This window comes from Dinghuibacter silviterrae, from assembly GCF_004366355.1.
Taxonomy (GTDB): Bacteria; Bacteroidota; Bacteroidia; order Chitinophagales; family Chitinophagaceae; genus Dinghuibacter; species Dinghuibacter silviterrae.
Genome location: NZ_SODV01000002.1, coordinates 98,543 through 117,574, shown reverse-complemented (window position 1 = coordinate 117,574; position 19,032 = coordinate 98,543). Strand labels below are relative to the sequence as shown.

The 19,032-nt window shown below is 57.4% G+C and carries 18 protein-coding genes; 7 read left to right on the top strand and 11 right to left on the bottom strand.

The genetic code is table 11. From position 1 onward, the window contains the following. Nucleotide 1 precedes the first annotated feature (1 nt). The 3 genes from EDB95_RS17700 (at nucleotide 2) to EDB95_RS17690 (ending at nucleotide 6,772) form a co-directional block, all read left to right on the top strand. The gene (locus tag EDB95_RS17700) at nucleotides 2-3,718 is read left to right on the top strand and encodes a VPS10 domain-containing protein (RefSeq protein ID WP_133995436.1); all 3,717 of its coding nucleotides are present in this window, start codon (nucleotides 2-4) and stop codon (nucleotides 3,716-3,718) included. After that, entirely contained in the window at nucleotides 3,715-4,206 is a 492-nt protein-coding gene (locus EDB95_RS17695) for a hypothetical protein (protein ID WP_133995434.1), read from the top strand. The genes EDB95_RS17700 and EDB95_RS17695 overlap by 4 nt, the downstream gene beginning before the upstream one ends. A gap of 70 nt (nucleotides 4,207-4,276) precedes the next feature. After that, nucleotides 4,277-6,772: a TonB-dependent receptor gene (locus EDB95_RS17690; protein ID WP_162852663.1), complete on the top strand. Its 2,496-nt coding sequence runs from the start codon at nucleotides 4,277-4,279 to the stop codon at nucleotides 6,770-6,772. Between the two features lie 205 nt (nucleotides 6,773-6,977). On the opposite strand, the gene EDB95_RS17685 is transcribed toward EDB95_RS17690, so the two are convergent. From EDB95_RS17685 to EDB95_RS17670, 4 genes are all read right to left on the bottom strand, one after another. Next, a complete protein-coding gene (locus tag EDB95_RS17685) occupies nucleotides 6,978-7,274 on the bottom strand; it encodes a hypothetical protein (RefSeq protein ID WP_162852662.1) in 297 nt (98 codons plus the stop codon). Between the two features lie 72 nt (nucleotides 7,275-7,346). Continuing rightward, the gene (pyrF, locus tag EDB95_RS17680; protein WP_133995428.1) at nucleotides 7,347-8,177 is read right to left on the bottom strand and encodes an orotidine-5'-phosphate decarboxylase; all 831 of its coding nucleotides are present in this window, start codon (nucleotides 8,175-8,177) and stop codon (nucleotides 7,347-7,349) included. 12 nt (nucleotides 8,178-8,189) lie between these two features. Then, the gene (locus tag EDB95_RS17675; protein ID WP_162852661.1) at nucleotides 8,190-8,810 is read right to left on the bottom strand and encodes an FMN-binding negative transcriptional regulator; all 621 of its coding nucleotides are present in this window, start codon (nucleotides 8,808-8,810) and stop codon (nucleotides 8,190-8,192) included. A gap of 4 nt (nucleotides 8,811-8,814) precedes the next feature. Then, nucleotides 8,815-9,912, bottom strand: a complete 1,098-nt coding sequence (locus EDB95_RS17670; protein WP_133995425.1) for an Mrp/NBP35 family ATP-binding protein — start codon at nucleotides 9,910-9,912, stop codon at nucleotides 8,815-8,817. A gap of 117 nt (nucleotides 9,913-10,029) precedes the next feature. Here EDB95_RS17670 and EDB95_RS17665 point away from each other — a divergent pair, with 117 nt between their 5' ends. Genes EDB95_RS17665 through EDB95_RS17655 form a run of 3 tightly spaced genes read left to right on the top strand, consistent with a single transcriptional unit; the run spans nucleotide 10,030 to nucleotide 12,651 of the window. Further along, the gene (locus EDB95_RS17665; RefSeq protein WP_133995423.1) at nucleotides 10,030-10,692 is read left to right on the top strand and encodes a carboxypeptidase-like regulatory domain-containing protein; all 663 of its coding nucleotides are present in this window, start codon (nucleotides 10,030-10,032) and stop codon (nucleotides 10,690-10,692) included. Nucleotides 10,693-10,699: 7 nt separating this feature from the next. Beyond that, entirely contained in the window at nucleotides 10,700-11,596 is an 897-nt protein-coding gene (locus EDB95_RS17660) for a 3-hydroxybutyryl-CoA dehydrogenase (protein ID WP_133995421.1), read from the top strand. Beyond that, on the top strand, nucleotides 11,593-12,651 hold the full coding sequence (locus tag EDB95_RS17655; RefSeq protein WP_133995419.1) for a carbohydrate-binding family 9-like protein: 1,059 nt from the start codon (nucleotides 11,593-11,595) through the stop codon (nucleotides 12,649-12,651). The genes EDB95_RS17660 and EDB95_RS17655 overlap by 4 nt, the downstream gene beginning before the upstream one ends. A 33-nt stretch (nucleotides 12,652-12,684) precedes the next feature. Here EDB95_RS17655 and EDB95_RS17650 read toward each other — a convergent pair whose 3' ends face one another. Then, nucleotides 12,685-13,293, bottom strand: a complete 609-nt coding sequence (locus tag EDB95_RS17650) for an IMPACT family protein (protein ID WP_133995417.1) — start codon at nucleotides 13,291-13,293, stop codon at nucleotides 12,685-12,687. Further along, nucleotides 13,277-14,320 carry a bifunctional diaminohydroxyphosphoribosylaminopyrimidine deaminase/5-amino-6-(5-phosphoribosylamino)uracil reductase RibD gene (gene ribD, locus EDB95_RS17645; RefSeq protein WP_133995415.1) on the bottom strand — a complete coding sequence of 348 codons (1,044 nt, stop codon included), beginning with the start codon at nucleotides 14,318-14,320 and terminating at the stop codon, nucleotides 13,277-13,279. Before ribD ends, EDB95_RS17650 begins: the two co-directional genes overlap by 17 nt. A 26-nt stretch (nucleotides 14,321-14,346) precedes the next feature. On the opposite strand from ribD, the gene prmC reads away from it, so the two are divergent. Next, nucleotides 14,347-15,183, top strand: coding sequence for a peptide chain release factor N(5)-glutamine methyltransferase (gene prmC, locus EDB95_RS17640; RefSeq protein WP_133995413.1), 837 nt, complete (start codon nucleotides 14,347-14,349; stop codon nucleotides 15,181-15,183). Here the strand turns inward: prmC and EDB95_RS17635 are convergent, their stop codons facing one another. From EDB95_RS17635 to EDB95_RS17615, 5 genes are all read right to left on the bottom strand, one after another. Further along, on the bottom strand, nucleotides 15,184-15,585 hold the full coding sequence (locus tag EDB95_RS17635; RefSeq protein ID WP_133995411.1) for an ExbD/TolR family protein: 402 nt from the start codon (nucleotides 15,583-15,585) through the stop codon (nucleotides 15,184-15,186). 5 nt (nucleotides 15,586-15,590) lie between these two features. After that, the gene (locus EDB95_RS17630) at nucleotides 15,591-16,301 is read right to left on the bottom strand and encodes a MotA/TolQ/ExbB proton channel family protein (RefSeq protein ID WP_133995410.1); all 711 of its coding nucleotides are present in this window, start codon (nucleotides 16,299-16,301) and stop codon (nucleotides 15,591-15,593) included. Nucleotides 16,302-16,362: 61 nt separating this feature from the next. Further along, nucleotides 16,363-17,316 carry an SPFH domain-containing protein gene (locus EDB95_RS17625; RefSeq protein ID WP_133995408.1) on the bottom strand — a complete coding sequence of 318 codons (954 nt, stop codon included), beginning with the start codon at nucleotides 17,314-17,316 and terminating at the stop codon, nucleotides 16,363-16,365. Between the two features lie 13 nt (nucleotides 17,317-17,329). Next, nucleotides 17,330-18,583 (bottom strand): peptidase T, encoded by a 1,254-nt coding sequence (pepT, locus tag EDB95_RS17620; protein WP_133995406.1) that lies wholly within the window; start codon nucleotides 18,581-18,583, stop codon nucleotides 17,330-17,332. Beyond that, complete coding sequence (locus EDB95_RS17615) at nucleotides 18,583-19,011, bottom strand: FKBP-type peptidyl-prolyl cis-trans isomerase (RefSeq protein ID WP_133995404.1); 429 nt, start codon at nucleotides 19,009-19,011, stop codon at nucleotides 18,583-18,585. The genes pepT and EDB95_RS17615 overlap by 1 nt, the downstream gene beginning before the upstream one ends. Nucleotides 19,012-19,032: the final 21 nt, after the last annotated feature.

The following is a 19,032-nucleotide window of genomic DNA, read 5'->3' as shown; positions in this document are numbered from 1 at the left end:
TATGGATACCTCCTGGCTGGACCTTTCCTCCACCATAGGTTTGATCGCCACCGGCGTTCTTACCTTCAATATCCTGCTCGGCATGATGCTGAGCACGGCGTACAAAAGATCCCCGCTCTGGAAGCGGATGCCCACCCTTGTAAAAAAAGTCAGCATCGACGACCTTCATAACTGGACGGCGTATGTGGCACTCGTCCTGGCGTTGGCCCATCCGCTGCTCCTTTTGCCCGACAAGGCCAGCAAGTTTACCTGGGTCCACATCCTCTACCCCCTCCACGCACCCCACCAGGCCCTCTGGGTCCTTCCGGGCACCGTGGCGCTCTACGCGTTGGTAGTGGTGATCGTTACGACCCAGAAGGTTGTGAAGAACAAGATGAGCTTTCGGGCGTGGAAAAATATACACCTGATTTCTTACGGTACCGCGCTGTTGTTCGTGGTCCACGGCATCGTGATGGATCCCGACTTAAAAGACCGGCCGGTGGACTTCTTTGATGCCGAAAAGGTGCTGAGCGAGGTTTGTGCGTTGGTACTGCTGGCGGCGACGATCGTGCGCTACCGGTACCGCCTTCGCAAAAAATTGCCTGCCATGCCCAAGATAACACCAACACTGATCCTTTTCTGTCTCGTCACGGGCTGCGTGTCGGCTCAGTCTTTCGACAGCAGTATTTTCCGGCAGCTTCGCTTCCGTTTTATCGGCCCCGACGGCAACCGGGCCATCGCCGTGGCGGGCGTGCCCGGCGACAACAATGTCTCTTATGTTGGGGCGGCCTCCGGTGGTCTGTACAAAACGGAGGACGCCGGTATCACCTGGCGCCCGATCTTCGACAGCACCGATAATTCTTCCGTGGGCGCGCTCGCCATTGCCCCATCGAACCCCAAACAGGTCTGGGTGGGCACCGGGGAAACCTTTCTCATCCGGCCCGCGGAAGCCATGGGTAATGGCGTGTACAAATCCGTCAATGCGGGCCGCACCTGGAAAAACATGGGCCTCGTGGCAACCGGCCGGATCAGCCGCGTGATCGTGGACCCGACGGATACGAATACGGTCTATGTCGCCTCCTTAGGCAATACCCACGCCCCTCAACAGGAGCGGGGCGTATACAAAACCACCGACGGGGGAAAGACCTGGGAACGCGTCTTGTTTGTCGACGAGCACACCGGTTGTTCCGACCTCGCCATAGACCCTCAGCATCCCAACATCCTGTACGCCGCGATGTGGCAGGTCACGTTCAATACCTGGCAGCTCAACAGCGGCGGACCCGGGAGCGGCATCTTCCGGTCAAAGGACGGAGGGAAGACGTGGGAGCGCCTTAGCCTCCCCGGAGGACAAGCCCATCCGGTCGGCAAAACCTCGGTGGATGTTGCCTACAGCCAACCGAACGTGGTCTATGCCCTGATCGAAGACAAAGACCCCGGTTTGTACCGCTCGGACGACGGGGGGGATACCTGGAAGCTGGTGTTTACGTCCCACTCCCTGGCGCAACGCGCCTCGTACTACACGCGTGTGCGCGTATCGACGGGCGACCCCAATGATGTCTTTACCCTATCCGTCACCGTGATGGAATCCAAAGACGGGGGGAAATCCTTTAACGGCCTCCATGAGAATGGCGACTACCGGCCCGGGGGTGATACCCACGACATGTGGATCGACCCAAAAAATCCCTCCCGCGCCATGGTCGCCCACGACGGCTGTTTGAACATGACCTTTAGCAAAGGCAAGACCTGGCAAAACGTCAACCTGCCGATCGCGCAGATGTACCACGTTGCCGTCGACAACCAGGTTCCCTACTACGTATACGGGAACAAACAAGACGGGTTTTCTTACCGGGGACCCAGCAACAGCCTGCAGGGGGGTATCCCGCTCGGGCTTTGGACCGGCATCGGCGGCTGCGAAAGCGGATACGCCCAGCCGGACCCGGAAGACAACAACATCGTCTGGTCGGGTTGCTATGACGGGGGACTGGACCGGGTAAACCTGAAAACCGGCGACATCCGGGACGTGCGCGCGTGGCCGGAGGCCGGTTATGGTTATCCGCCCGCGGATATGCGGTACCGCTGGCATTGGAACTACCCGATGGTGGTTTCCCGTTTCGGACACAAGGTCTATATCGGCAGCCAGTACGTACACGTCACCGGCAACGGCGGACAAACCTGGACGGTCATCAGCCCTGACCTGACCACCAACGACAAAAGCCACCAGCAAAGCTCCGGTGGGGTCAGCACCGACAACCTGTTCACCTTCGACGGGTGTACGCTGTATGCCATGGCCGAGTCCCCCCTCAAAGACGGTCTCTTATGGACAGGGAGCAACGACGGGCTCGTCCACGTCACAAAGGACGGTGGCGCCCACTGGGACGACGTGACCGCACACATCCCGGGGCTGCCCAAATGGGCGACGATCCGGTCGATCGATGCCTCCAATTTTCACGAAGGAACCGCTTATATTTCGGTGGATGCCCAGTTTATCGGGGACTTCCGCCCTTATATCTACAAAACCACCGACTACGGCCAGACCTGGACCTCCGTCAGCGGAGACCTGCCGCCCTCCAATTCTTCGTTTGTCCACGCCATCAAGGAAGACCCGGACAAAGAAGGCCTGTTGTGGGCGGGAACGGACAACGGGCTGTACTTCTCGCCCGATGACGGGAGCCACTGGGTACACCTTAAAAACAACCTTCCCCCCGTACCCGTCTACGGGATCGCCGTCCAGTCCAACTTCAGGGACCTGGTGCTCGGCACTTACGGCCGCGGCTTTTACATCCTGGATGACCTTACGCCCATCCGCGATTTTTCGGCAGACGTACAACGTTCGGAAGCCTATCTTTTCCCACTGAGAAAAGCGTATCGCTTTCGCGAAAAACCCGGCATCCATGGTGAGCGTTCGATGACCACCGGCCAAAACCCGCCCTATGGCGCCAGTATCAACTACTACCTCAAAGACAGCGCAACCGATACCGTCAAAGTCATCATCCTGGACGGGGAAGGCCGGCACCTCCAACAGATCGAGGGCACCAATAAACCGGGCGTCAACCGGGTGTGGTGGGACCTCGGCCTCCAACCCTACCGCCTCCCGCCGCTCCGCACCCGTCCCGAAGATGCCGACTGGGTAAAACTCGACTCCACCGGCGAACGCGCCATGGTGATCTATGACCTCGACATCGGCCCCGGTCTCCAGGCACCCAAAGTACTGCCGGGTACGTATACGGTCGTCCTTAAAATCGGGCAGAAGGAATGGAAACAACCGCTTGACGTCCTGAGAGATCCGCACACGCAAGGGTCGGACCAGGACATTGCGGACCAATACGCCTTTGGCCAGAAGATCTATACCTCCATCCAAAGCACCCTTCACATGATCGATACCCTGGAGACCCTACGGTCTAAACTGCTGGCCGCCGCGGAAAAAACGACCGACAAAAAGCAAAAGGCAAGGTTGTTGAAAAAAGAAAACGAGCTGTATCTTGTGGAAAGCCTCCTCCACGACGTCCACCAGACGGGCGCGCGGGAGGATATCTTCCGGAATCCCGCCCAGATTCTGGAACGTTTCCTGACCATCAGCAAGGAAAGCATCAACGGCGGATCGGACTTTGGGCCCACCGACCAACACCAGGAAGTATACAACCTGCTGGACGGGCGTCTGAAGGCCGCCACCGCTCAATACCGGAAGGCGCTGGAAGGCAGTCTTCCCATAGACAAGATCGAACCTCCAAAACATAGTTGAAGAAAATCTGCACCATATTATTCCTGCTGGTCTATTTCTACACCCAGATCGGCTACTTCTGGCAGTTCCTGGTTTATCAGCAACTTCTCCGCGAAAGGGCCAGGGAGGCCTGGCTGAGCACCTTACCCGACGCACAGTTCCGCAGGCTGGGCCTTGACGAGGTGAATGCGTCGGGCAAGTGGCAGGACGGGGGCAGGGAATGCTGGTACAAAGAACACCTCTACGACGTCATCCGGCAACGGACCATCGGCGGCAAAACCTACCTGTTCTGCATGGATGACCGGAACGAAGCCCGGCTGATCAAAAAGTCCGGGGAAACAAAGCCGAGCCCCGGATTTCCGGGTAAGCTAAACGTCGTCCTGCTCCCGCAATGTGCCGGCGACAATATAACCACCCCGGCCGCTGTCGATGACCGCGGCGGATCACTCCCCTGTAATGCGCTGCCGGTGCGATACAGGGAGGTTGTCTTCCCTCCGCCCCGGGCCTGACCTTCCTCCTCCTTATCTTAGGCCCCCCGTTGGGGCCCACCCGTATTTACACCAATCAATAAAGCTGTGTATGAGAGGCAAGCATATTGTCCTTTGTTTAATGGCTATTGCCCCCGTGGCATGTATGGCGCAACAGGAACTAAAAGGTTTGATCAAGGATATACGCACCGGGACTCCTTTGCCCGGGGCGGTGGTATATATACCCGACCTGAAGTCGGGCGCCGTATCGGATTCATCCGGAAACTACCGGCTGAAGAATATTCCCCCTGGGACCTTCCTGGTGGACATCTCCAAAACCGGGTACGCCCGTCACCTGGAAACCATCACCATAAAGGGGGTTAGCCATCTGGATTACGCCATGATCCCTTCCCTTATGGAGTTGAATGAGATCACCATTACCGGTGTCACCTCGGCCACCGATCAGAACAAAAGCCCCGTTACCGTGGCTACAGTAGATGATACCTATCTTATGGAAAATACGTCCACCAACGTCATCGACGCGGTGGCGAAAGTACCCGGGGTTTCCGCCATGACCGACGGTCAAAGTATATCCAAACCCGTCATCAGGGGTTTGGGATACAACAGGGTGCTGACGATCAATGACGGCGTGGAACAGGTGGACCAGGCATGGTTTGATGAATTCGGTATCGAGGCCGATCCGGATGCGGTCAACCGGTACGAGATCCTGAAAGGCCCCGCCTCCCTTTCTTATGGTTCCGATGCCATCGCCGGCGTGGTCAACCTCATACCAGAGCAGCCGCTGCCGGAAGGACAGACCAAAGGTAAAATCCTGTTCGACTACCAGACCAACAATGGCCTGATCAACAACATGGTTTCCCTGGCGGGCACCAGGGGCGGCATCGCCTGGAGCGCCCGGATAGACAACATCATGGCGCATGCTTACCAGGATCCTTATGACGGGTACGCCCTGAATTCCCAATTCAGCAACGTCAATGCCGATGGAACGATCGGTGTTCACCGCAAGTGGGGTTATACCCAACTGCACGGCAGTTATTTCGATATGAAGACGGGGATCGTGGACGGCACCAGGGATTCGGCAACGGGTTTGATGGAAAGACAAGTCTCTTACCCCGACCTGAACAATGGACAACCCACCTATGTGATCCCCACAGAACAGGAACAAAAATCGTATACGCCCTTTTGCATCAACCAACGGATCAGGCATACGAAACTGGTTTGGGACAACAGCATAGCGATTGGCCAGGGCCGCGTTACCGGGATATTCTCCTGGCAGAAAAACCAGCGGCAGGAGACCAATGATCCCACGATGCCCAATACGCCCGACATCTATTATTTTTCCAACGCAGCGACGTATGACATCCGTTACCTGTCCCGGCAGATCGGAGGGTTCAACTATACCGCCGGGGTGAATGGTGTCTATCAATCTTCCCAAAGCCTGGGTACCCTGATGCTGATCCCCAATTATAACTTTTTTCAGATCGGCGGCTTTGCCATCGTCAACCAGGCGATCGGAAAACTACACCTGAGCGGTGGGCTTAGGTACGATACCCGCACCTTCCACGGCGTGGATCACTGGGTTGATTCCACGACACAAGCCCCCGTGGCACCCGATGCCCCAAACGGCTTTCATGAATTCCAGGGATTCACGTCCAGGTTCAGCGGTCTCTCCTTTAGCGCAGGCGTCACCTACGACCTCACCAGCCACCTCTATGTAAAGGCCAATATAGCCCGCGGCTGGAGAGCACCCAATGTCGCCGAATGCGGCGCCAACGGCGTACACGACGGCACCGTGGTCTATGAGATCGGCGACCCGGCACTCAAACCCGAGACCAGCCTGGAAGAAGACCTGGTGTTTGGCGTCCGCTCCAAAGACGTACAAGTCGAGCTGGACCTGTTCAACAACAGTATCCATGACTTCATATACGCGCAGGGGTTGCAAAGTGTATTCGGGGGTGATTCCATCAACAACTCCCTCAATGCCGCCGGGCTGGGTGATGCACCCGTCTACAAATACACCCAGGGCAAAGCCCAACTGTATGGTGGAGAGCTCAGCCTGGACATCCACCCTTCCGGACTCCGCTGGGTAGAACTGCAGTCGGGACTAAGTGTTGTCTATGGCAGTTTGCTCCATGCGCCTGACTCGGTCAAATACCTGCCCTTTGTACCCCCCACCCGTATTACTGCCGACCTGAAGTTCAACGTCCTTCCTTCGGCCAAAGGGGTAAAGAACGCCTATCTGAAAATAGGTGTGCTGGATTGTTTTGAGCAAAAGGACGTCTACCAGCAATACGCGATTTACAACGGCCTGAACACCGCCCTTACCCCCTTTGAATACGCTGCCAGCCGTTCCGCCACGAAGGGTTATGTCCTTTTCAATGCAGGCCTCGGCGGGGATATCCCATCCAGGGGGCGCACCGCCTGCCAGGTCTTCATTCAATGCACCAATCTGTTCAACACCGCCTACATGGACTATATGAGCCGGTTCAAATACTATCCCGTAAACTATACCACCGACCGCGTCGGCGTATTCAATATGGGCCGGAACCTCTCCGTCAAGTTGTTGATTCCGCTGTACTTTCGTTAAAACGCGGGGGGGCGTGCCCCCCCGCATTAAAAATCCGGGAATATTGCCTAAACTTGTGGCAAATAGAAACGGCCTGTAGAAACAGGCCGTAATCCTCTTTAAAAGCCAATGGCTTGTTAAGTCGGATGCAAGTAATATAAATGAGTTGGAAAAACGGCGTTGCCGAATGTACGGCGCCGTCATTGCATCCCTCCGGTGCGGAGGGTCAAATCAATAAAATCTCTTTGTGGGAAGCGCCCAACCGGGGCAGATATTGCTGGGGCAGGGGTACCGCCAGCGGCTTTACGCCCACATAAGCGAGCGGCAACACCGTCCGGCGTCCATGCGGGACGGGTACGCAATCAGAGACTTCGCGAATCGTAAACGAGCACCCCGGTGCCAGGCACATGGAGGTGGAAAACCGTTGTACGTCGATAAAGGAAGCCCTGCTTTTATGCAGCTTGACGTGTCCGAAGGCCTCGACTACGTCGATATGGGCGCGGTTGCCCCAGGCAAAAGTCATCGGTCCGAGAAAAATCCTCACGGAAAACAGCAGGAGTAATATCGTGACCCTTGACAACAAGTCGCCCTAAAATTATTTAATAATTTTTACCCGCAAAATTTTATCCACGTACGGTTGCATTTCCTGCTGGTATGCTTGTGCCGCGGCCCGTGCGGCGGATGCAAAGTCCTCACCCTTACCTGCATAGGTAATACCCCGGGAAACATTCACCAGGAGACCCAGGTCACTGTTGGCGGCTTTTTCGGAAATTTCCCGGAGGCTGCCGCCTTGTGCACCCACCCCGGGAACCAGGAGAAAATGGTCCGGTACCAGTTTGCGGATCCGGACAAACGCGGAGGCCTGTGTGGCGCCTACGACAAACATCAGGTTGTCCGGATGGCCCCATCCGCTGACGGTCGATAACACCCGTTCGTAGAGCGGCATGCCTCCTGCCTCCTGGAGCTCGAAGTCCGCGGCGCCCGGGTTCGACGTCAGCCCGAGAACGATGGCCCACTTCCCGTCAAAAGCAAGGAAGGGTTTGACGCTATCGGCGCCCATGTAAGGCGCTACCGTCACCGCGTCAAACGGCAGGCGTTCAAAAAAGGCCTTGGCGTATTGGGTGGACGTATTCCCGATGTCCCCCCTTTTGGCGTCGGCGATCAGGAAGTGGTCCTGACCGATATGGGAAACCGTACGCTCCAGCGCCCGCCAGCCCTCCACGCCATAACATTCGTAAAAGGCGGTGTTGAGCTTGTAGGCCACGCAAAGATCGCGCGTGGCATCGATGATCTCTTTATTGAAGGCGAAAATAGGATCTTCTTCTCCGAGCAGATGGGCGGGTACCTTGTCCAGGTCCGGGTCCAACCCCACGCAAAGATAAGAGCCGCGTTCCCGGATCGATTGTATCAGTTGGATGCGTGTCATGCGCTCACAAAATTACGAAATATCCCGGCGCTTTCTCATTTCCGCGGCGACGTCGCGGGCAGAGGCATCGCCGGACTGGTCCAGTTCACGGGCGACATTGTGGTAACTTTCGTCATCCCGGTTCTGGCTCAGCTTTGCCACGGCCTGGAGTTCCGTCACGCGGATACGGAAACCGACGATGCCGCGGAGGTCATCTTGAAATGACTTCTCCGGTATTTCCGATACGTGCACCGGCCGCGGCATCCCATGCTCGTAATGGTCGACCATAGCGGTGACGGCTGCCGCGAGCGCTTCTCCTTCCATCAGCTCCACGGTACCATAGGCGTGTACCGACAGGTAGTTCCAGGTCGGCACCATCATTTTGGTATACCAGCGGGGTGACACATAGGCGTGCGGACCCGGAAAAATCGCCAGCACCGTGGCGCCTTCCACCAGTGCGTGTTTTTGCTCGTTCCCACGGCTGATATGGCCGACAAGGAAAAGCGTATCGCCCTCCTCCACCGTCAACAAGGGGATGTGCGTACCAATGGGCCTGCCCTCCATGACGGAGACCAGGATCGCAAAGGAATGGGTCCGCAGGTGGTCGAGGATCGATGCCCTGTCTTTTTCTTCGTATCGTCTAGGTATATACATGATCTTATGCATTGACGACGCTGGCCGCCTTCGCTGCGTCGAGGTGCGCATTCCGCATGGCAATGCTGCGCACCGCCGCTCCGGCGACGTCCAGGAAAGCCTTCCGGCTGACCGCGTCGTCTCCCATCATGGCCGGCACACCCTGGTCGCCCCCTTCGCGGATCCCCTGGACCAGGGGTATCTGCCCCAGGAACGGAACGTCAAATTCTTCAGCGAGACGCCTGCCTCCTTCTTTTCCAAATATGTAATACGTATGATCGGGCAATTCCGCGGGTACGAAATAGCTCATATTTTCCACCACCCCGATGATGGGCACGTTGAGCTGCGCCTGTCCGAACATGGCGATCCCCTTGCGGGCATCCGCCAGGGCCACCTTTTGCGGCGTTGTTACGATCACCACGCCCGTCACCGGTACCGTTTGCAACAGGGTGAGGTGGATGTCCCCCGTTCCCGGCGGCATGTCGATGACCAGGTAGTCGAGCTCGCCCCAGTACACGTCTGTCACGAACTGGCGGATCGCCGTGGAGACCATGGGTCCTCTCCACACCACCGCTTGTTTTTCATCCACCAGAAGACCAATGCTCATCAATTGGATGCCATATTGTTCCAGCGGGGCGATCATATTTTTCCCATTCACCGTCGTCATCAGCGGACGTTCGCCGCGGACACCAAACATGATGGGCACGCTCGGCCCATAGATGTCTGCATCCATCAGCCCCACGGAAGCGCCTCCCTTGGCCAGTGCGAGGGCCAGGTTGGCCGCCACGGTGGACTTCCCTACGCCACCTTTTCCAGACACCACCGCGATGATGTTCCGGACCTTGGGTAGTAATTGCTTGCTATCCAGCCTATTAGAGCTAACATTTGCCGTAAAGTGTACGTCGACCTCGGCCTCCTTGTCCACCAACAGATGGATCGCGTTCACACAGGCATTGTGGATCATATCCTTGAGCGGGCAGGCCGGGGTGGTCAGGACCACCGTGAAGCGGACTTTCCTGCCTTCGATATGAATATCTTTTACCATATCCAGGGTCACGATATCCTTCCCGAGGTCCGGTTCCTGGACGTTTCCAAGCGCCTTCAATACTTGCTGTTCCGTCATCTTTTATACATTTGTTAAAATAGTTTCCCTCCCGCAAAATTAACCATTGATCACCTTACTTTGCTTGAATCTGGTAAAATGGGGGTATCTTGCCCGTTGACGGAGTATTTACACTTTATGAAGAGATTGCTGAAAATTTGTCTGCTTGGGGTGATCGGCATTTTACCCGCATCAAGGACCTTTGCTCAATTTGAGAATTTCAAGGACTCGGTCGTGCAGTTGGTTGGTGTGGTCATGTCCTCTGACAGCCTTAAGGCCCTTCCCGGCGCCACCATCATGGTCAAAGGGGAGAGGAGGGGCGCCGTAGCCAACGAGCAGGGGGTGTTTTCGATCGTCGTACTCAAGGGAGACGTCCTGCAATTCACCTTCGTCGGTTATACCCCGGTGGAGAAAAAGGTCCCCACCGATATCGTGGGCAATCAATACAGCCTCGTTGCCCTGATGTCCGCAGACACCAGCAAGTATATGACCACGGTCGTGCTCCGGCCCCGGCCCACCCGGGAACAGTTCGAGCGGGACTTTGTGACGATGGAGTTCAAGGACGACGCCATGGCCACCGCCACCAAGAACATGGACCCGAAGCAAAGGGCGCGTCTCCTCAGGACCCTGCCCAGGGACGCCCGGGAAATGACCAACTACCAATTGACGCAACAGGCCCGGAGCATGTATTATACCGGGCAGGCCCCCCCACAGAACATCTTCAACCCCTTTGCCTGGAGCGAGTTTATCAAAGCATGGAAAAGGGGTGACTTCAAAAACAATTCCGACGACAATTATTAGTTCCGTCATGGCTGAACAAACGGTTGCAGTGATCGGGGCGGGTACCATGGGTAATGGAATCGCGCATACTTTCGCCCAGTACGGCTACCCGGTGACCCTTGTAGACGTTTCCACAGAGCGCCTGGACAAAGCCCTGCACACCATCGCGGCCAACCTCGACCGCCAGGTGGCAAAGGGAAGCATCCCTGAGACGCTAAAAGACGCCACCCTGGCCCGCATCCGGACCGTGACCACGATCCAGGAGGGCGTACGCGACGCGGACCTCGTTGTCGAGGCCGCCACCGAAGACGTGACGCTCAAACTCCAGATCTTTGGCAGCATCGACCAGGCGGCACCGGAACACGCCATCCTGGCCACCAATACATCCTCCATCAGCATCTCCCGGATCGCCGCGGCCACGCGCCGGCCGGGTCAGGTGATCGGCATGCACTTCATGAATCCGGTACCCGTGATGAAACTCGTCGAAGTCATCAACGGGTACGCCACCCAGTCTACTGTGACCGACACCGTGGTCGCCCTTTCCCAACGGCTGGAAAAGGTGCCGTGCGTGGTCAACGATTACCCGGGTTTTATCGCCAACCGCATCCTCATGCCGATGATCAACGAGGCCATCTTCAGCCTCTATGAAGGCGTGGCGGGCGTGGAAGCCATCGATACCGTAATGAAGCTCGGCATGGCCCACCCGATGGGCCCGCTCCAGCTCGCCGACTTCATCGGCCTGGACGTTTGCCTGTCCATCCTGCGCGTCCTCCACGACGGCTTTGGCCAGCCCAAATACGCCCCCTGTCCCCTCCTGGTCAATATGGTAACCGCCGGCCGCCTGGGGATTAAAAGCGGCGAAGGATTTTACGACTATACGGGTGGCCCCAAAAATGCGCGGCCCAGCGCCCGCTTCCGCGTATGAAACCCCTCTTTTTCCTCCTGCTCCTGTCCGCCCTTCGCGCCACCGCCCAGGACGACAGCGCCCTTCTTACCCGGCTGACCCGGATGCCCCTGCACTATGTCGTTCAAAAAACGTCCGTGCCCCCGCACATCGACGGCCGGCTGGACGACGCCGCCTGGCAAACGGCCCCCTGGACCGGGGACTTTTCCGATATTGAAGGTGATATCCGTCCCCGCCCGCGCTTTCGCACCCGGGCAAAGATGCTGTGGGACGAACACTATCTCTATATCGCCGCCCAGCTCGAAGAACCCGATGTATGGGCAACACTGAACCATCACGACGACATCATCTTCCACGACAACGACTTCGAGGTCTTTGTCAACCCCGATAACAACGCCAGGCACTATTTCGAAATGGAGATCAACGCCCTGGGCACCCTCTTCGATCTTTACCTGCCCGAACCCTACCGGGTCGGCGGGAACGCGTTGATCTCCTGGGACGCCACCGGTCTCCAAAAGGCCGTACACATCGACGGTACCCTCAATCATCCCGGGGACACCGACCGCGGCTGGACCGTGGAAATGGCCGTCCCCATCGCCGCCATCAGCATGGGTAACGGCACAGAAACGCCCGCCCCCGGGTCCCTGTGGCGCATCAATTTCTCCCGTGTCGAATGGGACACCGACGTACAGGACGGCCATTATGTAAAACGCCAAAACGTACCCGAGCACAACTGGGTGTGGTCCCCGCAAGGCGTCATCAACATGCACTTTCCAGAGCGTTGGGGGTACCTCTTGTTTGCAGACCACGATACGGCGTTCACGCTTCCCTTCTCCGAGTCGCTAAAAAACCGTCTTTGGGAAGTGGCCTACAGGGAAATGATGTATCACGGTACGCACGGCACCTATACGGATGCCGCCGGGCTTGGCCTGGCCGCGGAAAGCGCGATCGATGGACATAGCACGGCGCTCACCATCGAAGCCACCGCCCATACCTTCATTGCGATGCTGACCGCCCCGGACACCCATGAAACGTGGACCATCGATCCGAACGGGAATATCGGGCGGCAGCATTGAGAAATCCGCGCAGGGTGCGCGGCCGCAAAAGCGTCAGACTTTTTTGACCTCCACCGTATACAACTCCCCAAGCTTGTACAACGCCTCCGTCAGCCGCACCTTGGGTATCCCCACGACCATGCGGCAAAACAGTTGCAAGTCCTGTTCGATCACACGGCACTGTTGTTGACGCACCACCTGCATCACGTCGTTGAGTTGTGTATAGTCGAAGTGCAGCTCGTACGGCACCTCCACCGGTTTGGAGACGATCGGCACCACCTGGAGCGCCAGCGCCGTTGCGGTTTTATACGCATTGATCAGCCCCGGTACGCCTAAAAGCGTTCCCCCGAAATAGCGCACCACGATCACCGCGGTATTGGTCAGTTCTTTGGAATCAAGCTGTCCGAGGATCGGCCGCCCCGCACTGCCCGCGGGTTCCCCATCGTCCCCCGAACGGAACTGAAGACCATCCACGCCCAGACGATAGGCGAAACAATGGTGGTCCGCCTTGGGGTGTTCTTTTTTTACCTTCTGCAAACATTCTTTGAAATCGGCCTGGGTGAGAATAGGATAGGCAAAAGCAATAAACCGGCTGCCCCGGTCCTTGAATTCAGCCACCGACGGCTTGTCGATGGTATAATAAACGTCAGCCCCAATATCCATGCGTCACAAAACTACTATAAATGAACACACGGTCGTCCCCCAACGCAAAAGACCGCTGAAGCGGTACCACCGGCATAACGGGGGCGGGTATCCCGCCCGGCAGGTGCACCGTTTCCGACCGGATCACCCGGATTTCGTCAAAAAGCCCCCCGGCGATAAAGGAGGTTAACAAACGGGCGCCCCCTTCCACCAGCACGCTTTGGGCTGATCGCCGGTGCAGGTCCGACAAGACTTCGCGAAGGTCCCGGGTCGGATACACCACCGTCGGCGCCTCTCCGTCCAGCACCTTCATACCCGGGGTCAGCACCCCATCCGGATCCAACACCAACCGGAGCGGACTGGGTCCCGGCCAGTACCGGTTCGTCAGTGCCGGATCGTCCACCCTTGCCGTATGCCCCCCCACAAGGATCGAGGCCTCCTCACTCCGCCAGCGATGGACAAGCCGTTTCGACCAGGCATTGGACACCGCGATCCGCTGTCCCTCCCGGCCAATACACCCATCCGCGCTTTGCGCCCACTTCAGGATGATATAGGGCCGGTGCTTTGTATGAAAAGTGAAAAAACGCCTGTTGAGCGCCATGCAGTCCTCCTCCAACACTGGACAAATCACTTCGATCCCCGCCCGGAGCAGTTTGTCGATGCCTTTACCATTCACTTCCGGAAATGGATCACGCACCCCCACGACCACGCGCCGGATGCCTTTCGCCACCACCAGGTCCGCACAGGGGGGCGTTTTCCCATGATGAGCGCAAGGCTCCAGCGACACATACAAGGTCGACGCCGCCAGCAAAGCCCCCGCGTCGGCAAAACCTAAGTTCGCCCACTGCCCCGCCGCAAACCGTTCCTCCGCATCCCTGATGCAATGGACTTCCGCATGCGCCTGTCCATAGCGCTGGTGATACCCCTCACCGATCACCAGGTCGCGGTACACCAACACCGCACCGACCATGGGGTTGGGCGCCACGCTCCCCGCCCCCAGGGCCGCCAGTTGCAGACAACGCCGCATATACCTTTCGTGCGTGCTCATGCTGCAAAAGTACTACGTTTGCAGCCATGACGACCGGCGCCGCCTACGAATACCTCACCCGCTCCCTCCTGGCGGTCTACGACCCTCGCGAGGCCGCTTCCGTGGCCGACCTCGTCCTGGAAAGCCGCCTGGGTCTGCGACGCATGGACCGCATCCTCCGCAAGACCGATCCCCTGGCCCCCGGGCAGGCCGCCCAACTTGAAGCCGACCTCGCCCAGCTCCTGCGCCAGCGGCCTGTCCAGTATGTGCTTGGGGAGGCTTGGTTCGATGGGCTCCTTTTCCATGTCAACGAAGACGTCCTGATCCCGCGGCCCGAAACGGAAGAGCTTGTACACTGGATCGTCGAAGACGCCCGCAGCGGCGCCCCGCGCATCCTCGACATCGGCACCGGCAGCGGCTGCATCCCCATCGCCCTTCAAAAACACCTCCCCAACGCCGCGATCCACGCCCTGGATGTCTCCCCCGGCGCGTTAACCATAGCCCGCGCCAACGCCGAACGCCACCACGCACCGGTCCGCTTCATCCAGGCGGACTTCCTGGACAAATCCACCTGGACAACGCTTCCGGCGGTCGACATCCTGGTAAGTAACCCTCCTTATATCGCAGAAAAAGAAAAGGCCGCGATGCACGACCGCGTCCTCACCCAGGAACCGCACCTGGCACTGTTCGTACCCGACGACGACGCACTTGTATTCTATAGAAAGCTCGCCCGCGTCACAAATGCGGGGACCGTACTATACGTAGAGATCAACGAATCCCTCGGCCCCCAAACAGCCGCGCTCTTCGAAAGTGAAGGCCTGAACGAAGTCACCCTAAAAAAGGATATGCAGGGCAAAGACCGGATGATCCGGGCAAGACGATAATTATTTGTTATCCACCGACAACACCGTCCTCGCATTCAACTCCCGGGCAATCCGCATCACCGCAACGGCATAGTCGATAGGCACTGTCTTGTCGGAGTTGATGACGATGGTCGGCTCCCCGTTTTCCTTCGCCAGAACCGGTATCAAGGCCGCCTTGAGCTGGTCGATCGTCACCTTGTCCGATCCGACATAATACTGTTTGTTGGCGTCTATAGAAACGACGACCGATTGTTTGGCCTTGGTGTCGGCTTTTGATTTTGGCTGAGTGACCTTGATCACGTTCGGGTTGGCCAGCGTAGAGACAATCAGGAAGAACATCACCAGGATAAACAGGATGTCATTCAGCGCATCCGTGCTTACTTCGGCATCATGGGCCCTCATTCGTCTGGATCGCAGTTGCATACGGTTTATCGGGTGGGTTCTTGTAAAATATCGATAAAGTCGGAGCTGGCGCGCTCCATCTTATTGGCGCATTTGTCGATCTGCGTATGGAGAAAGCTGTAGCCCACAAATGCCAGCAGGCCGATGATCAGACCGGAGGCGCTGGTGATCATTTTGACATAAATACCACCGGCAATGGTGGTCAGGTCGTATACCCCTGTCGATGTAATCTCGTAAAACAATTGGATCATCCCGACGATCGTCCCCAGAAATCCAAACATCGGTGCGATCCGGGCGATGACGCTCAGGATGCCGAGGTTTTGTTCCATCTTGTAGATCTCCAGGTTCCCGATATTCTCCATGCTGTTCTCGATCGCGTCGATGGGTTTTCCGATCCGCTGTATCCCCTTGTCGATCACCCGCGCGACCGGGTTTGCCGTATTTTTGGCGAGGCTGCGCGCCGCCTGGACGTTCCCGTTGATGATGTGGTCGCGGATGATGTTCATGAAATTGTCGTCCGACTTGGACACCTTGCGGATATAGAAATACCGCTCGAAGAAAACGAATACCGCTATAAGGCTCAAAAGACCCAGGGGCACCATCATCCATCCGCCCTTGATCAGCAGGTCGATCACGTTCATCGTTTGGGCAGGGGCAGCGGTCGCCTGGGCGTGGGCAAGGGAATCGGTTATTTTACGGACAGAATCACCGGTCAATTGAAGCAAAATAGGGGTCATTCCTGTTAGGATTTATGGGCAAAAGTAAATTTTTCAGGTACCTAAGTAACGCAAAATAGTGTTAATTAGTATTCGACCCCTTGGAATCTGCCTTGGTCGTCAGGTTCATCTGCAGGAACGCCATGATTTGCCCCATGGTCTTCTGCATGCCTTCGCTGGAGCCGTCCAGGAAAATGACGTTCCCCTTCCCCACTTCCGCGAAGTTCTTGAGGGCTTCCGTCCACATGCTGAACAGGATGACGTTGGTATCCAGGTTCGCTTGTTTCATCTCTTCGGCGGCGTGGCTAAGCCCCTTGGCGACTTCTTCCCGGAAAAGGGCCACCCCTTGTCCCCGGAGCATGGCAGCCTCCCGCTCCGCTGCTGCCGAGATCTTGATGGCGTTCCCTTCCGCTTCGGCGGCCTTGGTCTTGGTGATCAGGAGGGCCTGCCCCTCGTTCTCGGCGGCCGCCTTTAGGTTATTGGACGCGACCACACGGCTCATGGAGTCGATGATGGCCTTGTCGAAAGTAATGTCGTTGATCTGAAGGTCCATGAGGTGATAACCCCATTCTTCCAGCGCATGGTCGAGCTGTGCCTTTACGTATTCAACGATCTCCCTGCGCAGACCCAGGATCTCTGCCTGCTTTTTGGTCGCCACGAAGCCGCGGATGGTCCCCTCTATGGTACGCACCAGGGCCTGCATAAAGTCCCGTTCGCTGATAAATTTAAACGCCACCTTTTTGATCGTCTCCTCGTCGGCGTTCTGAACGGCATACAGGAGCATGGCCTTGAAATAGACGTTGGCCTGGTCCACGGTCACCGCCTGGAATTCCAGCTCCACCGAACGGTTCTGGATGCTGATCTTCCGGTAGATCTGCTCCAGGATAGGGATCTTGAAATTGAGCCCCGGCCGGAGGATCCGCCGGTAGCTGCCAAACAGGGTCACGACGGCCACGTTTCCCTGGGCCACGGTCACCAGACCGGAAAAAATCAGGATCACCAGGATAAAGAGTCCTATAAAGGGAATATAGTTCATATCGATATGTGGTTTATTCTTCGCTATGTTCCGCCCACACCTGAACCAGGTGCACCAGGGTCTCCACCGCGGCTTCCATATCCGACACCCCGATCCATTCCCGGCGCGAATGGATCCCCTGCATCCCTGTAAACAGGTTGGGACAAGGCAGCCCCATATAGCTAAGCCGGCTGCCGTCCGTGCCACCCCTGATGCTTTCCGCGCGAACCTTGAGCCCCGTACGGCGGATCGCTTCCTGCGCATACAACGTCACCTTCGGGTGCTGCTCAAGGATATTCTTCATATTGCGGTATTGTTCCGTCACGTCAAATGAAAGCTCCGCGCCCGGGTGAGCGCTCACGACCTTCCTGGCCAGCTCGTACAAGGTACGCTCGTGGTCCTTTAGTCCTTCTACCGTAAAATCCCGGACGATAAACTCCACGGTCGCTTTTTCCGCCATGCCTTCGCAACGGACCGGGTGGACAAAGCCCTCCCGTTTGTCCGTCACCTCGGGCGCCAGCTTGTCTTTTGGCAAGGCCGCCAGCAATTCCCCGGCGACCTTTAGCGCGTTGACCATTTTACCCTTCGCATAACCCGGGTGGGCACTGATGCCCGTAATATCGATCTGAACGGCGTCCGCGTTAAAGGTCTCGTCTTCCAGCGACCCCGCCTCGCCCCCGTCCAGCGTATAGCCATAGTCGGCGCCCAGCCTCGCCAGGTCCACCTTGGCAGTCCCCCTGCCCACTTCCTCATCCGGGGTAAAAAGTATCCGGATGGTGCCGTGCTGTACTTCCGGATGCAGGCTCAGGTAATGCGCCAGGTCCATGATGATGGACACCCCCGCCTTGTCGTCCCCCCCGAGAAGGGTCGTCCCGCTGGCCGTGATGATGTCCAGGCCGATGTGCTCTTTCAGGTAGGGAAAGTCCTCTACGCGCAGCACCTGCGACGGATCGTCGGGGAGTACGATGTCCTCTCCGTCAAAGTGCCGGTGCAACAGGGGCCGGACCCCCGTTCCGCTGCAATCCGGTGCGGTATCGACGTGTGCGCAAAAACACAACACGGGGAGCGCTTTGCCGGTATTGGCGGGGATCGTCGCGTATACGTAACCGTAGTCATCCATCACCGCGTCGCTTACGCCTATGTCGTGAAGCTCCCGGACAAGTATCCCGGAAAGGTCCTTTTGCTTTTCCGTCGAGGGATGGGTGGACGACTGCGGATCGCTTTGCGTATCCACCCGTACATAGCGCATAAACCGTTCGCTGACCGTAAAGGCGTAGTCCAGCGGCATCAGACTATTTCAGCAAGGGTAATGTCGAAAACCAGCTCTTTCCCCGCCAGGAAATGGTTCCTGTCCAGCACCACCACGTCCTCTTTGACGGCTGCGATGGTCACCGGGATCTGCTGCCCCGCCCCGTTCGTCATCGTCAGTTGCATCCCGACTTCCGGCGTTAGCCCCTTCGGAAACTGGTCCCGGGGAAACTCCATGAGCAGGTCCGCTTCGTATTCTCCATAAGCCTCTGCGGCCGGTATATTGACGGTTTTCTTTTCTCCCAAAGTCATCCCCACCACGGCGGCGTCGAAACCTTTGATCATCATACCCGCCCCGACGATGAATTCAAGGGGGGCCCTTCCTTCAGACGAATCGAAGGTTTCTCCATTGGTCAGCTTTCCATGATAGTGCACACGAACCTTGTCCCCCTTTTTTACTTGTTGCATAATTTCAGATTTTTAAAGTAT

Coding starts and splice junctions, on each gene's coding strand:
- EDB95_RS17700 (WP_133995436.1), top strand. CDS start 2: ATGGATACCTCCTGGCTGGACCTTTCCTCCACCATAGGTTTGATCGCC.
- EDB95_RS17690 (WP_162852663.1), top strand. CDS start 4,277: ATGAGAGGCAAGCATATTGTCCTTTGTTTAATGGCTATTGCCCCCGTG.
- EDB95_RS17685 (WP_162852662.1), bottom strand. CDS start 7,274: ATGACTTTTGCCTGGGGCAACCGCGCCCATATCGACGTAGTCGAGGCC.
- pyrF (WP_133995428.1), bottom strand. CDS start 8,177: ATGACACGCATCCAACTGATACAATCGATCCGGGAACGCGGCTCTTAT.
- EDB95_RS17675 (WP_162852661.1), bottom strand. CDS start 8,810: ATGTATATACCTAGACGATACGAAGAAAAAGACAGGGCATCGATCCTC.
- EDB95_RS17670 (WP_133995425.1), bottom strand. CDS start 9,912: ATGACGGAACAGCAAGTATTGAAGGCGCTTGGAAACGTCCAGGAACCG.
- EDB95_RS17665 (WP_133995423.1), top strand. CDS start 10,030: ATGAAGAGATTGCTGAAAATTTGTCTGCTTGGGGTGATCGGCATTTTA.
- EDB95_RS17660 (WP_133995421.1), top strand. CDS start 10,700: ATGGCTGAACAAACGGTTGCAGTGATCGGGGCGGGTACCATGGGTAAT.
- EDB95_RS17655 (WP_133995419.1), top strand. CDS start 11,593: ATGAAACCCCTCTTTTTCCTCCTGCTCCTGTCCGCCCTTCGCGCCACC.
- EDB95_RS17650 (WP_133995417.1), bottom strand. CDS start 13,293: ATGGATATTGGGGCTGACGTTTATTATACCATCGACAAGCCGTCGGTG.
- ribD (WP_133995415.1), bottom strand. CDS start 14,320: ATGAGCACGCACGAAAGGTATATGCGGCGTTGTCTGCAACTGGCGGCC.
- prmC (WP_133995413.1), top strand. CDS start 14,347: ATGACGACCGGCGCCGCCTACGAATACCTCACCCGCTCCCTCCTGGCG.
- EDB95_RS17635 (WP_133995411.1), bottom strand. CDS start 15,585: ATGCAACTGCGATCCAGACGAATGAGGGCCCATGATGCCGAAGTAAGC.
- EDB95_RS17630 (WP_133995410.1), bottom strand. CDS start 16,301: ATGACCCCTATTTTGCTTCAATTGACCGGTGATTCTGTCCGTAAAATA.
- EDB95_RS17625 (WP_133995408.1), bottom strand. CDS start 17,316: ATGAACTATATTCCCTTTATAGGACTCTTTATCCTGGTGATCCTGATT.
- pepT (WP_133995406.1), bottom strand. CDS start 18,583: ATGCCGCTGGACTACGCCTTTACGGTCAGCGAACGGTTTATGCGCTAT.
- EDB95_RS17615 (WP_133995404.1), bottom strand. CDS start 19,011: ATGCAACAAGTAAAAAAGGGGGACAAGGTTCGTGTGCACTATCATGGA.